We start from the raw sequence: 13,652 nt of genomic DNA, 5'->3' as shown, positions 1-13,652 counted from the left end.
AACGGAGACCCGCTGACACATGCGTCTATCCTCGCTTCTTATATCTGGCCTGACCTTCACCGGAGCTGCGGCTCTGAGCCTGGTTGTGGCCGGGTTTGCCGTCACGGGGATCGAAGCAGGCAGTGAAACAGCCGTAAGGCGCGAGCTGGACAAGGGCGGGTACACCTGGGCCGAAGTCACCGCCGATGGCCTGCGGGTTATTTTGAACGGCACCGCCCCGGACGAAGCCACCCGCTTTGGGGTGATCTCGCTTGTCGGTGGTGTGGTGGATGCGGCCCGCATCATTGACGACATGGAGGTCACCCCCTCCAAAGGCATCGCACCGCCCCGTTTTTCGGTTGAGATCCTGCGCAATGACAGCGGCGTGTCGATCATCGGCCTGATCCCGCGGGCAACCAACCGTGACGACGTGATCGAACGGCTGAACACCATTGCCGGTGCCGATCAGGTCGCGGATCTTTTGGAAACGGCAAACTACACGGCCCCTACCGGTTGGATGGATGCAGTTGAATTCGCTCTGGATGCGCTGAGCCTGCTGCCGCGTTCCAAGATCTCGGTTGAAGCGCAGGAGGTTTCGGTCACCGCGATTTCCGACAGCGCCGAGGCAAAGGAGCAGATCGAAAAACGCCTCAACCGCATGGCACCTGCCGGTCTGCGGCTCTCGCTGGATATTGCGGCCCCGCGTCCGGTCATCACGCCCTTCACCCTGCGCTATAGCATTGACGAGAACGGCGGACAGTTTGACGCCTGCTCTGCCGAGAGCGAACTGAGCCGCGACCGTATTCTGCGGGCCGCGAAAAAGGCGGGATATGACGGCAGTTTCGACTGTGTGATCGGCATGGGTGTGCCCTCTCCCAATTGGGCACGTGCAGCAGAGCTGGGCATCGGCGCACTGGCGGAACTGGGTGGCGGATCGGTGACGATTGCCAATGCAGACATGACGCTGGTCGCCGCCGAGGGTACGGCGCCTGCGTTGTTTGATACCGTGGTGGGCGAGCTGGAAAGCGCGCTGCCACAGGTTTTTGCCGTGCATGCAGTTCTGCCCGAGCCGGAAACGGATACGGCCCAAGGCCCCTCTGAGTTTGTTGCCACCCTCAGCCCGGAAGGGCAGGTTCAGCTGCGCGGACGGATTTCTGACGAGGCCCTGCGCGAGATTTCCACAAGCTATGCAAAGGCGCGGTTTGGCAGCGGCAACGTCTACAGCGCCACGCGGGTTGTCGATGACTTGCCTGTGGACTGGCCGGTGCGGGTATTGGCCGGCCTAGAGGCGCTGTCCTTTCTTGAGCGGGGCGCCGTGTCAGTCATGCCAGACAGTCTGCAGCTGACCGGCATGAGCCACCGCGAAGATGCCCCCACGGAAATCGCCAAGCTGTTGTCCGAAAAACTGGGCGAAGCCGAAAGCTATGATCTGAACGTCACCTATGAAGAGCCTCCTGAACCTGCCGACAAACCGATGTCGCCAGAGCTGTGCGAGGCTGAACTGGCAGCGGTACAGACGGTTTCCAAGATCACCTTTGAGCCCGGTTCCGCCACGGTGGCCGCCGGCAGCCGTGATACCCTTGACCAGATCGCCGACATCTTGGCGCGCTGTGACGGCGTGCGACTGGAAATCCAGGGACACACCGACAGCCAGGGGCGCGAAGAGATGAACCAGAATCTCAGCCAGGCGCGCGCGCAGTCGGTTCTGAACGAGTTGCGGGATCGACGCATCGTCACGTCCAGCTTTTCCGCCAAGGGCTATGGCGAAAGCACCCCAATTGCCACAAACGACACTGAAGAAGGTCGCGAAGCCAACCGTCGTATCGAATTCCGCCTGATCCGCCCGGCGGCGACGGACCCGACCAGCGAAACCACCCTTGATGCCGCGGCCTCAGCGCCGGAATCGGCTGACGACAGCGAATAGGAGAGACTTGGCCCAATGAACAGAACCGAGTTCATCATCACCACTGCCATCATCCTGTTTGTTGCTTTTGCGATGGGTTGGTTTGCCAACTGGCTGGTCCATCGTTTCACCCGGGTGAAGCAAAGCGATGTCGCCGATCTGGACCGGATGAGCCAGGAACTGCATGAAGCAGAGGAAACCCGCGATCAGGCGATCACCTATCTGCAACAGCGGGAATCGGAGTTGTCCAACCAACTGGCACAGACCGAAGCAGAGCTGCGCGCTGCGATGGACGGTTTGCGTGATGCGCGACGCGAAGCGGAAGAACTGCGCGCCCAGCTGCACAGCTGACGGCGATCTGATCTGACGAGATGGAAACGACGCGCGCAGCTGGGCCTAGGCCCAGCGGTCCAGCGCCTCTTCGTCGCTGTCCTTTGCCTCGACCCAGTTCCCTGCCCCATCCTGCAACAGCTCTTTTTTCCAGAAAGGCGCGCGGGACTTCAGGTAGTCCATCAGGAATTCAGCCGCCTCAAAGGCGTGCAGCCGGTGGCGCGATGCTGTGGCGACCATCATGATCTGTTCGCCGGGCACGAGACGGCCATGACGGTGAATGACCAGCACATCCGCAAGCGACCAACGAGCCATCGCCTCATCCGCAATCTTGCGGATCGCACGTTCCGTCATACCCGGATAATGCTCGATCTCCATCGCGACCATATCGCCGTTGTCCGATCCTCGCACCACGCCAGTGAAGGTCACGATGGCACCGGCATTGGCGCCACTGTCCGAGAGCCCCGCCGCAAAGCGGTTGCTTTCCTCTCCGATGTCGAAAAGACCATCCTGAACGGCAATGCGCATGGATCAGCCCCCGGTCATCGGCGGGAAGAAAGCCACTTCGCGGACGCCATCAAGCGGAGCGTCAAAATCAGAGAGATCCTGATCGAGCGCCACCCGTAGTGCGGACAGATCAGAAAAGGCCACGGCATAGCGGTCTTCACGCGCGCTCAGTTCCGCCACCAGTTCCCGTACAGTGGCGGCAGAGGTTTCCACCCGTTCTTTGGGGAGACCAATGCGTTCACGCACCCAAGCGAAATAGAGAATATCCATCAACGGGTCTCCTTCAGATGCGGCATAGCCTTGCGCAGATAGTCTGCGCCGGTGATGAGGGTGAGCGCGGCGGCGATTGTCAGCAGGACAAGTCCGACACGTCCGGTCCAGACCATGCCTTCCAGCTTCCAGCGCAATCCAAGTTCATCACTGACCTGCCCACGCAGAATTTGGTCGATCAACAGATCATCCATCCCAAAGGACGACATCACCAGATAGTGCTCGAATATGCCCTGTGAAAACAGGGTCGCAATCGCGACCATCTGGGCGGTTGTCTTCCATTTGGCGAGGTTGGTGACCTTGAGCGTCCCCGCTGTGTCGCCCAGATATTCTCGCAGGCCGGACACAAAGACCTCGCGGAACAGGATGATCGTGGCAGGCAGCACCAGCCAGGGCGTCCAGTGTTCAGCCGAAAACCCGACAAGGATCATCAGAGCAATGACAACCATCGCCTTGTCCGCAATCGGATCCAACATCGCCCCCAATTTGGTTTCCTGCTTCCAGGCACGTGCCAGGTAGCCGTCAAACCAATCCGTAATCGCAGCGCTCACGAACAGGATCAGGGCAAACCAATCCGCATAAGGCCGCGAGAAATACAGGAACATGATCGCAAGACCGGGGGCCGCAAGCAGCCGCATCAGGGTCAGGATATTCGGGACAGTCCATTTCATGGCTGCACACTAGCCCGCTGCGATGCAGGTGGAAAGCGCAACAAATCAAAATCTGCGCGAGATGGACATCCTGACGCAAAGCGATCTTTTGACCAGAAAGTCAGGGTCTTGCACCGGACTGATACAGGCGCCGCCCAAGGAGCCCATGCCATGTGGCAGTGCCTGCCCATCTGCTCAGCCCTGCGTGTGGAAGAAATCGTAAATACGCTGGGCCAACGCAGCCGAGACCCCCTCTACCGCGGTGAGATCCGCAAGGTTGGCGCGGCTCACGGCCTTAGCGCTGCCGAAATGCGCAAGAAGCGCCCGTTTGCGCGCGGCCCCTACTCCCGGCACCTCATCCAGCGGGTTCGCGCCCATGGCCTTGGCCCGTTTCGCCCGATGCGTGCCGATCGCGAATCTGTGGGCCTCGTCGCGCAGGCGCTGCACGAAATAGAGCACCGGATCATTGCGTTGCAGCGCGAAAGGCCGCTCTCCGAGGCGATGGAATTCTTCCTTGCCGTGATCGCGATCCACCCCCTTGGCAACGCCAACCATGGGAATGTCGTCAACGCCGTGCTCTGCCATGATCTCTGCCACAGCAGAGACCTGCCCAGCCCCACCGTCGATCAGCAGCAGGTCCGGCCAGAGGCCTTTTTCCTTGTCGGGGTCTTCCTTGAGCAAGCGGGAGAAACGACGGTTCAGCACCTCTTTCATCATGCCAAAGTCATCGCCCGGCGTCAGCTCATCCCCCTTGATGTTGAATTTGCGGTAGGCGTTTTTCATGAAACCTTCGGGGCCAGAGACGATCATCGCCCCAACCGCATGGCTGCCCTGAATGTGCGAGTTGTCGTAGACTTCGATCCGCTGAGGCGGCCCCTCCAGTCCAAAGGCATCCGCAACGCCGCGCAGCAGTTTGGCCTGCGTCGCGCTTTCCGCCATCCGGCGAGCCAGCGATTCCCGTGCATTGCGCACGGCACCTGCCACCAGTTCGGTTTTTTCACCGCGCTGAGGCACAAGGATCTCGACTTTGCGGCCGGCCTTTTCACTGAGGGCCTGCTCCATCAGGTCACAGTTTTCGATCTCATCCGACAGGATCAATTGCCGTGGTGGTTCCTTGTTGTCGTAGAACTGGCCCAGAAAGGCCTCCATCACCTCGGCCGCGGCGACATCACCGCTGAGGCGCGGGTAGAAATCCTGGTTGCCCCAGTTTTGATTGGCCCGAATGAAGAAGACCTGAACGCAGGCCTGGCCGCTGTCTATATGCAGGCCGATCACATCAGCCTCTGCCACGCCGCGAGGGTTGATGCCCTGCGAGGTCTGCACTTGGGTCAGGGCCTTGATCCTATCGCGCAGCGCGGCGGCGCGCTCGAATTCCATGGCTTCGGAGGCCTCGGCCATCTGCTCGGCCAGCTCTTCCTGGATCTTGGTTGAGCGCCCGGAAAGAAAGCGTTCTGCATCGCGGACAGAGGCTGCGTAGTCCTCTGCCGAGATTTCGCCGGTACAAGGCGCGGTGCAGCGTTTGATCTGATACTGCAGGCACGGCCGGGTGCGACTTTCAAACATCGCATTGCTGCAGTTGCGCAAAAGAAACGCCTTTTGCAGCTGATTGAGCGTTCGGTTCACCGCCCCGGCGCTGGCGAAGGGGCCAAAATAGCTGCCTTTTTCCCGTCGCGTTCCGCGATGTTTCTTGATCTGGGGAAAGGCGTGATCCTTGGCCACCAGAATATTGGGAAAGCTCTTATCGTCGCGCAGCAGCACGTTGTACTTGGGCTTGAGCTGCTTGATCAGGTTCTGTTCCAGCAGCAGCGCCTCTGTTTCTGTCCGCGTGGTCAGGAACATCATGGAGGCGGTCAGCGAGATCATTTTCTCGATCCGCGGAGAATGGCCAGGCCGGGAATAGTTTGACACCCGCGCCCGCAGGTTGCGGGCTTTGCCCACATAAAGAACCCGGCTCTCGCTATCCAGCATGCGATACACGCCAGGCGAGTTGTCCAGAGTCTTGAGATAATCCTGGATCACGCCATAGCCGGTTCGCGGTGCTTTGCGCTCGGGTTCGGGTGCTGTGTCAGAGTGCTGTTCTGTCATGGCCGCAGATGTATGATTCCCCTTGTCGGTCTGCAATGTTCGGGCGGCAGGATCAACCGTGAACAAATCCACCAAAGCTGTGGATAAGTCTGGTAATATCTTATGGCTATCCGCCATTTTTCCTTATTTTTGGCCGGTTTCCATCGTTTGCACAAAAAATAGGCAGAAGTATAACCAGCTGTTTTAAAAGGAAACTTTTGTGGACATCGGACAAGTTTATGATTTCAAATAAGTTTCTGTAACGGTTTTGCGACTGCTTAATCCGACGTGCACAACTTCGGCGCTACCACTTTTGAACCGCCCTGTATTCTGGTCACTCCAACCCAACCACATCGGGGGTTTGCCAGCTCAGATGCTGACCGCTATCGACGCAGATCATCTGTCCAGTCACAGCTTTGGCATCCAGCAGATAAGCCAAGGCTGTGGTGATCTCATCCGGGTCGGCACCACGTTGCAAGAGCGTGCTGGCGCATTGCTTGGCGAACTGTTCCTCGCTCTGGCGGGGGCCACGCAGGGTTGGGCCGGGGCCAATTGCATTTACCCTTATCCGGGGCGCGAGCGCCTGAGCGCTGGTTTGCGTCAGGGTCCAAAGCGCTGACTTGGCGAGTGTGTAGGTCATGAACTCGGGCGTGAGTTTGCGCACCCGCTGATCAATCATGTTCACAACGAGAGCGGAGGCCAGCGGACGTCCATCCGCACTGTATTGCAAAGGGAGATCCTGAGCAGCAAGCTGCTGGGTCAGGATGAACGGCGCGCGAAGGTTGCTTTCCATGTGCCGGTCCCAGCTATCGCGGCTGGCGGTTTGGATATCGTCGAATTCAAAGATGGACGCGTTGTTGATGAGGCAGGTGATCGGGCCGCCCAGTGCCTCGGCTGCTGCGGGCAGCAGGGTGTTGGTCTCTGCCTCTTTCAGCAGATCCGCGCGAAGAGTTTGCGCATTGCAGCCCAGATCCCGAACATCTGCGGCAGTTTGTTCTGCCGGCTCCTGCGAACTGGCGTAATGCACGGCCACGTCATAGCCCCGCCGTGCCAGTTCCAGCGCCATGGCACGCCCAAGGCGTTTGCCTGCGCCTGTAACCAATGCCCGCATCCTGCTCTCCTCTTTTTCAGTCCGGGGTTGGCCCCGGACCTAAAAGCTAGAACAGCTGCACCAGGTAGACCACATAAATGGCCGACAAAATGATCCCCCAGGTGCGGGTAATGTCCTTTTTGAAAAAGACAAACGGCACCAGCACGAGAGACGCCCCAAGCATCACCCACAGATCCACGCGCAGGAATGCCGGATCCACGGTGATCGGACCCACAAAAGTCGCGATGCCAATGATCGCAAGCAGGTTGAACATGTTGGACCCGATGACATTGCCAAGCGCGACATCGGCCTGTCGGCGCAGCGCTGCCATAACGGTGGTGGCGAGTTCCGGCAGAGAGGTTCCGATAGCGACAAGCGTCAGGCCGATCACCGTGTCGGTGACGCCGTACATGCGGGCAATGATCGAGGCGTTGTCGACCAGAAGATCCGCACCAAGTGGCAGGCCAATCAGACCGAGGAGCAGATATATCCCGATCCGCCAATACGGCATGTCCGGATCGGCCTCTTCGATGTCATCAAGGTCGCTGTCCTTGCCATTCTTGCGATGCGCGCGGGCCTCGCGAAAGGCAACGCCCAGCACAAAGGCCAGCGCGGCAAGCAGGATCAGGCCGGACGTCACAGTAAACTCGCCTAGGAAAGCAAGCGCGATGAACAGAACCGAAGCCATCAGCATGAAGACATAGTTCTTGCGCGTGTCGCATTCGCTTGTGTGCAGGGCCCGCATCAGCGCGGGAATGCCCAGCACCAGCAGAATATTCGCCGTGTTAGAGCCAACAACATTGCCAAGCGCGATGCCGTCGGCGTTGTCCCCGACCGCACTGATCGCGATCAGCAGTTCAGGCGCTGAGGTGCCAAAGGCAACGATGGTCAGACTGACGATCAGCGCAGGTACACCCAACCGCAGGCTGAGGTTCACCGCGCCACGCACCAACGCGTCCCCTGCCAAGAGCAGGATCACCAATCCGAGGGCAGAAAAAAGCCATGGCATCATTGCCGAGGCCCTCCATTCTTTTTGCAGGCACAGGGGCCTTTTCCGATCTTGAAGCGGCCGCAGCTGTTGCACCGCCGGGAGGCCAGTCGTTTCTGGCCGGGCAAGCGCAACTTGCCGAACATGGCCAACACGGCCATCACAACAAGGAACAGGGAAACAATCTTAAAAATCACGTCAGAGGCCAAACCGCGCAAACTCGGCGCGTTCCTCCATGCTGGACAGGGCATCCTGTGCCACCTGCATGCCAAGCCGCCCCAGAAGCGGCTTCTTGACCCCGTAGCGGCGCAAGCGGACCTTGTCGCCGAACCGTGCCTGCAGTTTTGGTCGCAGGTGATCGATCCCGTCGATCAAACCGAGGGAGACGGCACGACGCCCGAGCCAGATCTCGCCGGTAAAGAGATCCTGATCATGAACCAGCTTGTCGCCGCGACGATCTTTGACGTGGGTGATGAAGTTCTCGTGGATGTCGCCCAGCAGCTCCTTGAGGCGGGCCACATCCTCGGGGTTTTCCGGGCGGAACGGGTCCAGCATGGATTTGCTCTTACCCGCGGTGTAGACGCGTCGCTCCACGCCTTGACGGGCCAGCAGGACATGTGCCCCAAAGCCTGCGGAGATTACCCCGATAGAGCCCACAACAGAGCTGTCATCCGCATAGATTTCGTCTGCCGATGCCGCCAACCAGTAGCCGCCCGATGCCGCCACATCCTCGACAAAAGCGAGAGTTGGTACTTTCAGCTCTTGTGAGAGGCGGCGAATACGTGCGCCGATCAGCGCGCTCTGCACCGGCGACCCACCGGGAGAATTGATCTCAAATGCGACCGCCGCAGGTTTGCCCTTGCGGAACGCGCGCTCCAAAACCGGGGCCAGCGTCACATCATTCAACGCGCCGCGTCCGGCCATGCCAATGGCACCCTGAAGGCGCACGACAGCGACAAGCGGCGGTTTTTTCAAAAAGGGCAGAGTTAGCTTCATGGCGCCGATGTAGAATGCCGACTGCCCTGAAACAAGGGATGGCCCCGGAACGAACCGGGGCCATCAGCAAAAAAGCCACTATGATCCGGCAAATTTGCAACGCTGACGGGCGCATTGCGCGCAAACCTGCAAGATCGTCTGATTTTTGGTGCCTAGCGTGGTCAGGCGCGGATGCGCCATCCGGTTTTGAAGATCCACCAGATTGCCCCCAGACACAGCAGGGTAAAGCCCCCGATAGCCAACAGGCTAAAGCCGACCGGAACATCCGAAGTGCCAAAGAAGGACCAGCGGAAACCTGAGATCAGGTAGACCACGGGATTGAACAGGGTGATTTTCTGCCAGATCGTCGGCAACATCGAGATCGAGTAGAAAGAGCCCCCCAGGAAAACCAGCGGCGTGACAATCAAAAGCGGCACCAGCTGCAGCTGTTCAAAGTTCTTCGCCCAGACCCCGATGATAAACCCCAGCAGGGCAAAGCTCACGCAGGTCAGCACCAGGAACAGCATCATCGCGAATGGGTGGGCGATGGTCAGATCGACAAACAACGATGCTGTAATCAGGATCACCACGCCAATGAACAGCGCCTTGGTTGCGGCGGCGCCGACATAGCCCAACACGATTTCGAGAAAGTTCACCGGTGCCGAGAGAAGTTCATAGATCGTGCCGATGAACTTTGGGAAATAGATCCCGAAAGACGCGTTTGATATCGCTTGGGTCATCACGCTCAGCATGATGAGCCCCGGCACAATAAAGGCTCCGTAGGCGACGCCTTCCACCTGATCGATGCGGCTGCCAATGGCCGCGCCGAACACCACGAAATAAAGTGAGGTGGACAAGACAGGCGACAGGAAGCTTTGCATCAGGGTGCGGAAAAAGCGCGCCATTTCAAATCGGTAGATTGCGGCTATTGCTGTCCAGTTCATGTGTTGTCTCCTGAAACCAGTCCAACAAAGATATCTTCAAGACTGGATTGGCGCGTCTGCACATCCGCAAGTGTCAGCCCAGCTGCGGCGACTTCGTTCAGCAAGGCGGTGATCCCTGTACGTTCGGCGTTGGTGTCATAAGTGTAGATGAGGGCGCGCCCGTCTTCACGCAGGCTGACACCATAGGTGCGCAAGGGGTCTGGCACCTCGCTCAGGGTTTCCACCAACTGCACTTCCAGCTGTTTTTGCCCAAGCTGGCGCATCAGCTGTTCTTTTTCCTGCACAAGAAGGATTTCGCCGCTGGTAATGACGCCAACTCGATCCGCGATCGCCTCCGCCTCTTCGATGTAGTGGGTCGTGAGAATGATCGTCACGCCATCGCGCTTCAACTCAGCCACCACATCCCACATGTCCTTGCGCAGCTCGACATCGACCCCTGCGGTCGGCTCGTCGAGAAACAGGATGCGCGGGTCGTGGCTCAGGGCCTTGGCGATAAGAACCCGGCGCTTCATGCCACCAGACAGTTCCTTGATCTGGCTCTTGCGTTTGTCCCAGAGGGACAGCTTGCGCAGGATCTCTTCGATGAGCGCGTCATTGCGAGGCTTGCCAAAGAGCCCACGGGAAAACCTGACAGAGTTCCAAACGGTTTCAAAGGGTTCCAGATTGATCTCCTGCGGCACCAGACCAATCAGGCTGCGCGCGGCGCGGAAATCTTCGAGAATGTCATGTCCACCCACGGTCACCGAGCCGGAGCTGGGCGTTGTGATACCGCAGATGGTTGAGATCAATGTGGTTTTGCCGGCACCATTGGGGCCCAGCAGAGCGAGAATCTCGCCCTCTTCGATATCCAGGTTCACGCCTTTGAGGGCCTGAAACCCGCCTTCATAAGTTTTTTGCAGATCTTTGATCGACAGGATGGCTGCCATGCTGGCCCCTTTCCGTATGTGTGTCGCGTCGGCGCAAGGTAGCGCCAACATCAGTTGGCGACCAGTCTGGATTGGCGCAACCCTGTGTACAGACGCGCATTGCACTGTGCAGTCGTGCAGGTCAATTTATCTCGACATAAAGACAATTACTCGCCACGTATTATCTTGACATCAAGACAAGAGGTTTCCAATGAAGATTTTGCTGCTCGGCGCAACTGGTGATGTGGGTCGTGCCACCCTTGACCAGGCTGTTCAACGAGGCCACGTGATCACGGCTGTAGCCCGCCGCCCTGATGCGTTGGTCGCTGGCGCACCCAACCAGATCACACAGGTGGCGCTGGATGTGCTGGAAATGCAGGAAGATCTTGCAGATCTGGCGCGCAATCACGATGTGATCATCAGCGCATTGCGCCCAATCGAGGGGCAGGAACCCCTGCTGGTCCCCATGACCCGCACCGCACTGGGGGCCGCATCAGCCGCAGATATTCCGATCCTTGTGACCGGAGGGGCTGCGCTGCTCAAGCTGGCAGATGGAAGTGGCCACACCGTCCTGAGCGCGCCTGATTTCCTGCCCGACAGCGTCCGCCCCATTGCCGAAGCCTGCGCCGCACAGGACGCGCTGCTGGACACACGCCCCGATGTTGCCTGGACCTGCCTGCGCCCGCCAGCAATGCTGCACGATGGTCCGCGCAAAGGGCGCTACACTTGGGGGCTGGATACACTTGTCATCGACAGCGAGGGCCAGTCAGAAATTTCCTTTGCCGACTTTGGCAGTGCGTTGATTGATCTGGCAGAACAGAGCAGCAGACCCAATCGGCGTCTGACCGTCGCCTGGGGCATGGCAGCCTGAAGCGTCAGTACGGCAATCCGACGTAGTTTTCCGCAAGCGAGGTCTGCGCCGCCTCAGAGGAAAATAGATAATCCAGATCGGCCTGTTGCAACCGCAGATCTGCCGGGGACATATCCGGAAAGCGGTGCAGCAGGCTGGTCATCCACCAGCTGAAGCGCTCTGCCTTCCACACCCGGGCGAGCGCTTTGGCAGAATAGGAGTCGAGCCCGCTAGCCTCTCCGCGCAGGAAATAGTCCGCAAACCCTTCGTAAAGGTAGTGAATATCCGACGCCGCGAGATTCAGCCCCTTCGCACCGGTTGGCGGAACGATATGAGCGGCGTCGCCAGCCAGAAACAATGCGCCATAGCGCATCGGCTCTGCCACGAAACTACGCAAGGGCGCGATGGATTTTTCGATGGAGGGGCCGGTTTCCATCTGCTCTGCGACAGACTCCGGCAGACGGCGTTTCAGCTCCTGCCAGAACGCATCATCGCTCCAATCCTCCGCTTTGTCGCTCAGTGGGACCTGGATGTAATACCGGCTGAGGCGGGAATTGCGCATGGAGCAAAGCGCAAACCCGCGATCATGGCGGGCATAGATCAATTCAGGCGCGGCCGGTGCGGTCTCTGACAGAATGCCGAGCCAGCCAAAAGGATAGACCTTTTCATATTCCCGCAAGACATCAGCGGGGATCGATTTACGGCTGACACCGTGGAAACCGTCTGCCCCAACGATGAAGCTGGCATCGATCCGTCGTTCGGCGCCGTCGTGAATGAACGTCACATGAGGCTGCGCCCCCTTGAGATCGTGCAGAACCACATCCTGCACCTCATGCAGGACGCGCCCGCCCATCGCATCACGCGCCTCATACAGGTCGCGGGTGACTTCGGTCTGACCATAGACCATCACCGTCTGGCCCTGTGCGTGGCGGGCAAGATCAATCCGGTCCAGACGCCCCTGATGGGCGATGTGGAACCCATGATGGATCTCTCCCTCGCGGTCCATCCGCGCGCCCGCACCGGATTTGCGCAGCAGTTCGACAAACCCCGTCTCCAGCACCCCGGCCCGGATGCGACCCAGCACGTAATCGCGGGTCTGGCGCTCCAGCACGATCGTGTCGATCCCGGCTTTGTGGAGAAGCTGAGACAACAACAGGCCCGACGGCCCGCCGCCGATGATGGCTACCTGGGTGCTTTCTGTCTGCATGGGTATCTCCTGTTCGCCCTCCTACCCTGCCCTGTAGCCGACGGTTTGCGAATAGACCCAACCGCCCATTTCTTGTATATTTCGCACATGTCAGCAGCCGCACATATCGACACATTCAGTCTGTTTGGAGAAACCGGAGAACTATCGGATCTGCTTCATATAGAGACTATTGAAGCCAGATCAGCCTTGCATGACTGGTCACTAACCCCACATCGCCATGATCGGCTACACCAGATCCTGATCCTGACAGAAGGTGGTGGAACCGCAAATATTGACGGAACAAACCACTCCCTCGCCCCGCCTTGCCTTCTCAATCTGCCGCGAGGCGTTGTTCATGGGTTTCAATTTGAAAGCGACACAAATGGCTGGGTTCTGACGGTCACGTCGGATCTGCTTGACCACTGTCTGCGCCACAACGATCAACTGCGCACCGCGCTGGAGATGCCCGGCATCGCCCCCCTGCAACCAGGATTGCAGCAGATGATAGAGTGCATTGCCCATGAGCATGATCAGCACGCCCCCTTTCGGGCGCCGGTTTTAACCGGGCTGGTTGGTGCCAGTGCCGGGATGGTGGTTCGCGCGATTTCAGCGCAGCAACACAAAGGATCCAGGCCGCGCGGCCACAGGCTGTTTTTTCGCTTTCAGGAGTTGGTGGAGCAGGCGTTCCGCTGCCGCAAAGGCGTGGCTGAATATGCAGCGGAGCTTGCTGTGTCTCCCACTCATCTAAACCGGGTCTGTCATCAGGAGACGGGTAAATCCGCCTCTCATCTCATCAATGAACGGATGCTGCGCGAAGCGCGGCGGCTCTTGATCTACACAACGCTGAGCGCAGCAGAGGTGGCCTATGAGTTGGGGTTCAGCGACCCTGCCCATTTCAGCCGGGTCTTTGCAAAGGCAACAGGCCAGCCGCCCAGACGCTTTCGCCAGAAGATGACAGCAGGAGGCTAGGGTCAGCAGCGACGCCAAAAAGAAAAACCGCCCCCTTTATGG

Annotated in this window: 13 protein-coding genes and 1 pseudogene; 4 read left to right on the top strand and 10 right to left on the bottom strand. The window is 59.0% G+C overall.

Annotated elements, in window-relative coordinates; all coding sequences use genetic code 11:
- Nucleotides 1-19 precede the first annotated feature (19 nt).
- Complete coding sequence (locus KUV39_RS04715; RefSeq protein WP_222459094.1) at nucleotides 20-1,903, top strand: OmpA family protein; 1,884 nt, start codon at nucleotides 20-22, stop codon at nucleotides 1,901-1,903.
- 15 nt (nucleotides 1,904-1,918) lie between these two features.
- The gene (locus KUV39_RS04710; protein WP_008560517.1) at nucleotides 1,919-2,233 is read left to right on the top strand and encodes a hypothetical protein; all 315 of its coding nucleotides are present in this window, start codon (nucleotides 1,919-1,921) and stop codon (nucleotides 2,231-2,233) included.
- A 45-nt stretch (nucleotides 2,234-2,278) separates the two neighbouring features.
- On the opposite strand, the gene KUV39_RS04705 is transcribed toward KUV39_RS04710, so the two are convergent.
- From KUV39_RS04705 to KUV39_RS04665, 9 genes and pseudogenes are all read right to left on the bottom strand, one after another.
- Complete coding sequence (locus tag KUV39_RS04705) at nucleotides 2,279-2,740, bottom strand: molybdenum cofactor biosynthesis protein MoaE (protein ID WP_008560206.1); 462 nt, start codon at nucleotides 2,738-2,740, stop codon at nucleotides 2,279-2,281.
- A gap of 3 nt (nucleotides 2,741-2,743) precedes the next feature.
- Nucleotides 2,744-2,989 (bottom strand): molybdopterin converting factor subunit 1, encoded by a 246-nt coding sequence (gene moaD, locus KUV39_RS04700; RefSeq protein WP_008559796.1) that lies wholly within the window; start codon nucleotides 2,987-2,989, stop codon nucleotides 2,744-2,746.
- Complete coding sequence (pgsA, locus tag KUV39_RS04695; RefSeq protein WP_008562034.1) at nucleotides 2,989-3,660, bottom strand: CDP-diacylglycerol--glycerol-3-phosphate 3-phosphatidyltransferase; 672 nt, start codon at nucleotides 3,658-3,660, stop codon at nucleotides 2,989-2,991. Before pgsA ends, moaD begins: the two co-directional genes overlap by 1 nt.
- A 174-nt stretch (nucleotides 3,661-3,834) precedes the next feature.
- Nucleotides 3,835-5,724 (bottom strand): excinuclease ABC subunit UvrC, encoded by a 1,890-nt coding sequence (gene uvrC / locus KUV39_RS04690; protein ID WP_046210872.1) that lies wholly within the window; start codon nucleotides 5,722-5,724, stop codon nucleotides 3,835-3,837.
- Between the two features lie 313 nt (nucleotides 5,725-6,037).
- Nucleotides 6,038-6,823, bottom strand: a pseudogene (locus tag KUV39_RS04685) (SDR family oxidoreductase); the annotation flags it as partial.
- 37 nt (nucleotides 6,824-6,860) lie between these two features.
- On the bottom strand, nucleotides 6,861-7,805 hold the full coding sequence (locus KUV39_RS04680; RefSeq protein ID WP_008561879.1) for a calcium/sodium antiporter: 945 nt from the start codon (nucleotides 7,803-7,805) through the stop codon (nucleotides 6,861-6,863).
- A gap of 174 nt (nucleotides 7,806-7,979) precedes the next feature.
- Nucleotides 7,980-8,777, bottom strand: coding sequence for a S49 family peptidase (locus KUV39_RS04675; RefSeq protein WP_222459092.1), 798 nt, complete (start codon nucleotides 8,775-8,777; stop codon nucleotides 7,980-7,982).
- A gap of 161 nt (nucleotides 8,778-8,938) precedes the next feature.
- Nucleotides 8,939-9,700, bottom strand: coding sequence for an ABC transporter permease (locus KUV39_RS04670; protein WP_008561051.1), 762 nt, complete (start codon nucleotides 9,698-9,700; stop codon nucleotides 8,939-8,941).
- The gene (locus tag KUV39_RS04665; RefSeq protein WP_008561676.1) at nucleotides 9,697-10,626 is read right to left on the bottom strand and encodes an ABC transporter ATP-binding protein; all 930 of its coding nucleotides are present in this window, start codon (nucleotides 10,624-10,626) and stop codon (nucleotides 9,697-9,699) included. Before KUV39_RS04665 ends, KUV39_RS04670 begins: the two co-directional genes overlap by 4 nt.
- A gap of 190 nt (nucleotides 10,627-10,816) precedes the next feature.
- Between KUV39_RS04665 and KUV39_RS04660 the strand changes: the two genes are divergently transcribed.
- Nucleotides 10,817-11,476 (top strand): NAD(P)-dependent oxidoreductase, encoded by a 660-nt coding sequence (locus KUV39_RS04660; protein ID WP_222459091.1) that lies wholly within the window; start codon nucleotides 10,817-10,819, stop codon nucleotides 11,474-11,476.
- A gap of 4 nt (nucleotides 11,477-11,480) precedes the next feature.
- Here KUV39_RS04660 and pobA read toward each other — a convergent pair whose 3' ends face one another.
- Nucleotides 11,481-12,662 carry a 4-hydroxybenzoate 3-monooxygenase gene (gene pobA, locus KUV39_RS04655; protein ID WP_222459090.1) on the bottom strand — a complete coding sequence of 394 codons (1,182 nt, stop codon included), beginning with the start codon at nucleotides 12,660-12,662 and terminating at the stop codon, nucleotides 11,481-11,483.
- Nucleotides 12,663-12,749: 87 nt separating this feature from the next.
- On the opposite strand from pobA, the gene KUV39_RS04650 reads away from it, so the two are divergent.
- Nucleotides 12,750-13,610, top strand: a complete 861-nt coding sequence (locus KUV39_RS04650) for a helix-turn-helix domain-containing protein (protein WP_222459089.1) — start codon at nucleotides 12,750-12,752, stop codon at nucleotides 13,608-13,610.
- Nucleotides 13,611-13,652: the final 42 nt, after the last annotated feature.

Origin of the sequence: Phaeobacter italicus (genome assembly GCF_019801785.1) — a bacterium.
Classification (GTDB): domain Bacteria; phylum Pseudomonadota; class Alphaproteobacteria; order Rhodobacterales; family Rhodobacteraceae; genus Phaeobacter; species Phaeobacter italicus.
The sequence above is the reverse complement of the archived record's forward strand: the minus strand, read 5'-3'. Positions and strand labels throughout refer to the sequence as shown.

Bases quoted from the DNA above. Each gene is read 5' to 3' on its own strand.
- KUV39_RS04660 (WP_222459091.1), top strand. From the start codon at position 10,817: ATGAAGATTTTGCTGCTCGGCGCAACTGGTGATGTGGGTCGTGCCACC.
- KUV39_RS04715 (WP_222459094.1), top strand. From the start codon at position 20: ATGCGTCTATCCTCGCTTCTTATATCTGGCCTGACCTTCACCGGAGCT.
- KUV39_RS04665 (WP_008561676.1), bottom strand. From the start codon at position 10,626: ATGGCAGCCATCCTGTCGATCAAAGATCTGCAAAAAACTTATGAAGGC.
- KUV39_RS04710 (WP_008560517.1), top strand. From the start codon at position 1,919: ATGAACAGAACCGAGTTCATCATCACCACTGCCATCATCCTGTTTGTT.
- KUV39_RS04680 (WP_008561879.1), bottom strand. From the start codon at position 7,805: ATGATGCCATGGCTTTTTTCTGCCCTCGGATTGGTGATCCTGCTCTTG.
- KUV39_RS04670 (WP_008561051.1), bottom strand. From the start codon at position 9,700: ATGAACTGGACAGCAATAGCCGCAATCTACCGATTTGAAATGGCGCGC.
- uvrC (WP_046210872.1), bottom strand. From the start codon at position 5,724: ATGACAGAACAGCACTCTGACACAGCACCCGAACCCGAGCGCAAAGCA.
- KUV39_RS04650 (WP_222459089.1), top strand. From the start codon at position 12,750: ATGTCAGCAGCCGCACATATCGACACATTCAGTCTGTTTGGAGAAACC.
- moaD (WP_008559796.1), bottom strand. From the start codon at position 2,989: ATGGATATTCTCTATTTCGCTTGGGTGCGTGAACGCATTGGTCTCCCC.
- pgsA (WP_008562034.1), bottom strand. From the start codon at position 3,660: ATGAAATGGACTGTCCCGAATATCCTGACCCTGATGCGGCTGCTTGCG.
- KUV39_RS04675 (WP_222459092.1), bottom strand. From the start codon at position 8,777: ATGAAGCTAACTCTGCCCTTTTTGAAAAAACCGCCGCTTGTCGCTGTC.
- pobA (WP_222459090.1), bottom strand. From the start codon at position 12,662: ATGCAGACAGAAAGCACCCAGGTAGCCATCATCGGCGGCGGGCCGTCG.
- KUV39_RS04705 (WP_008560206.1), bottom strand. From the start codon at position 2,740: ATGCGCATTGCCGTTCAGGATGGTCTTTTCGACATCGGAGAGGAAAGC.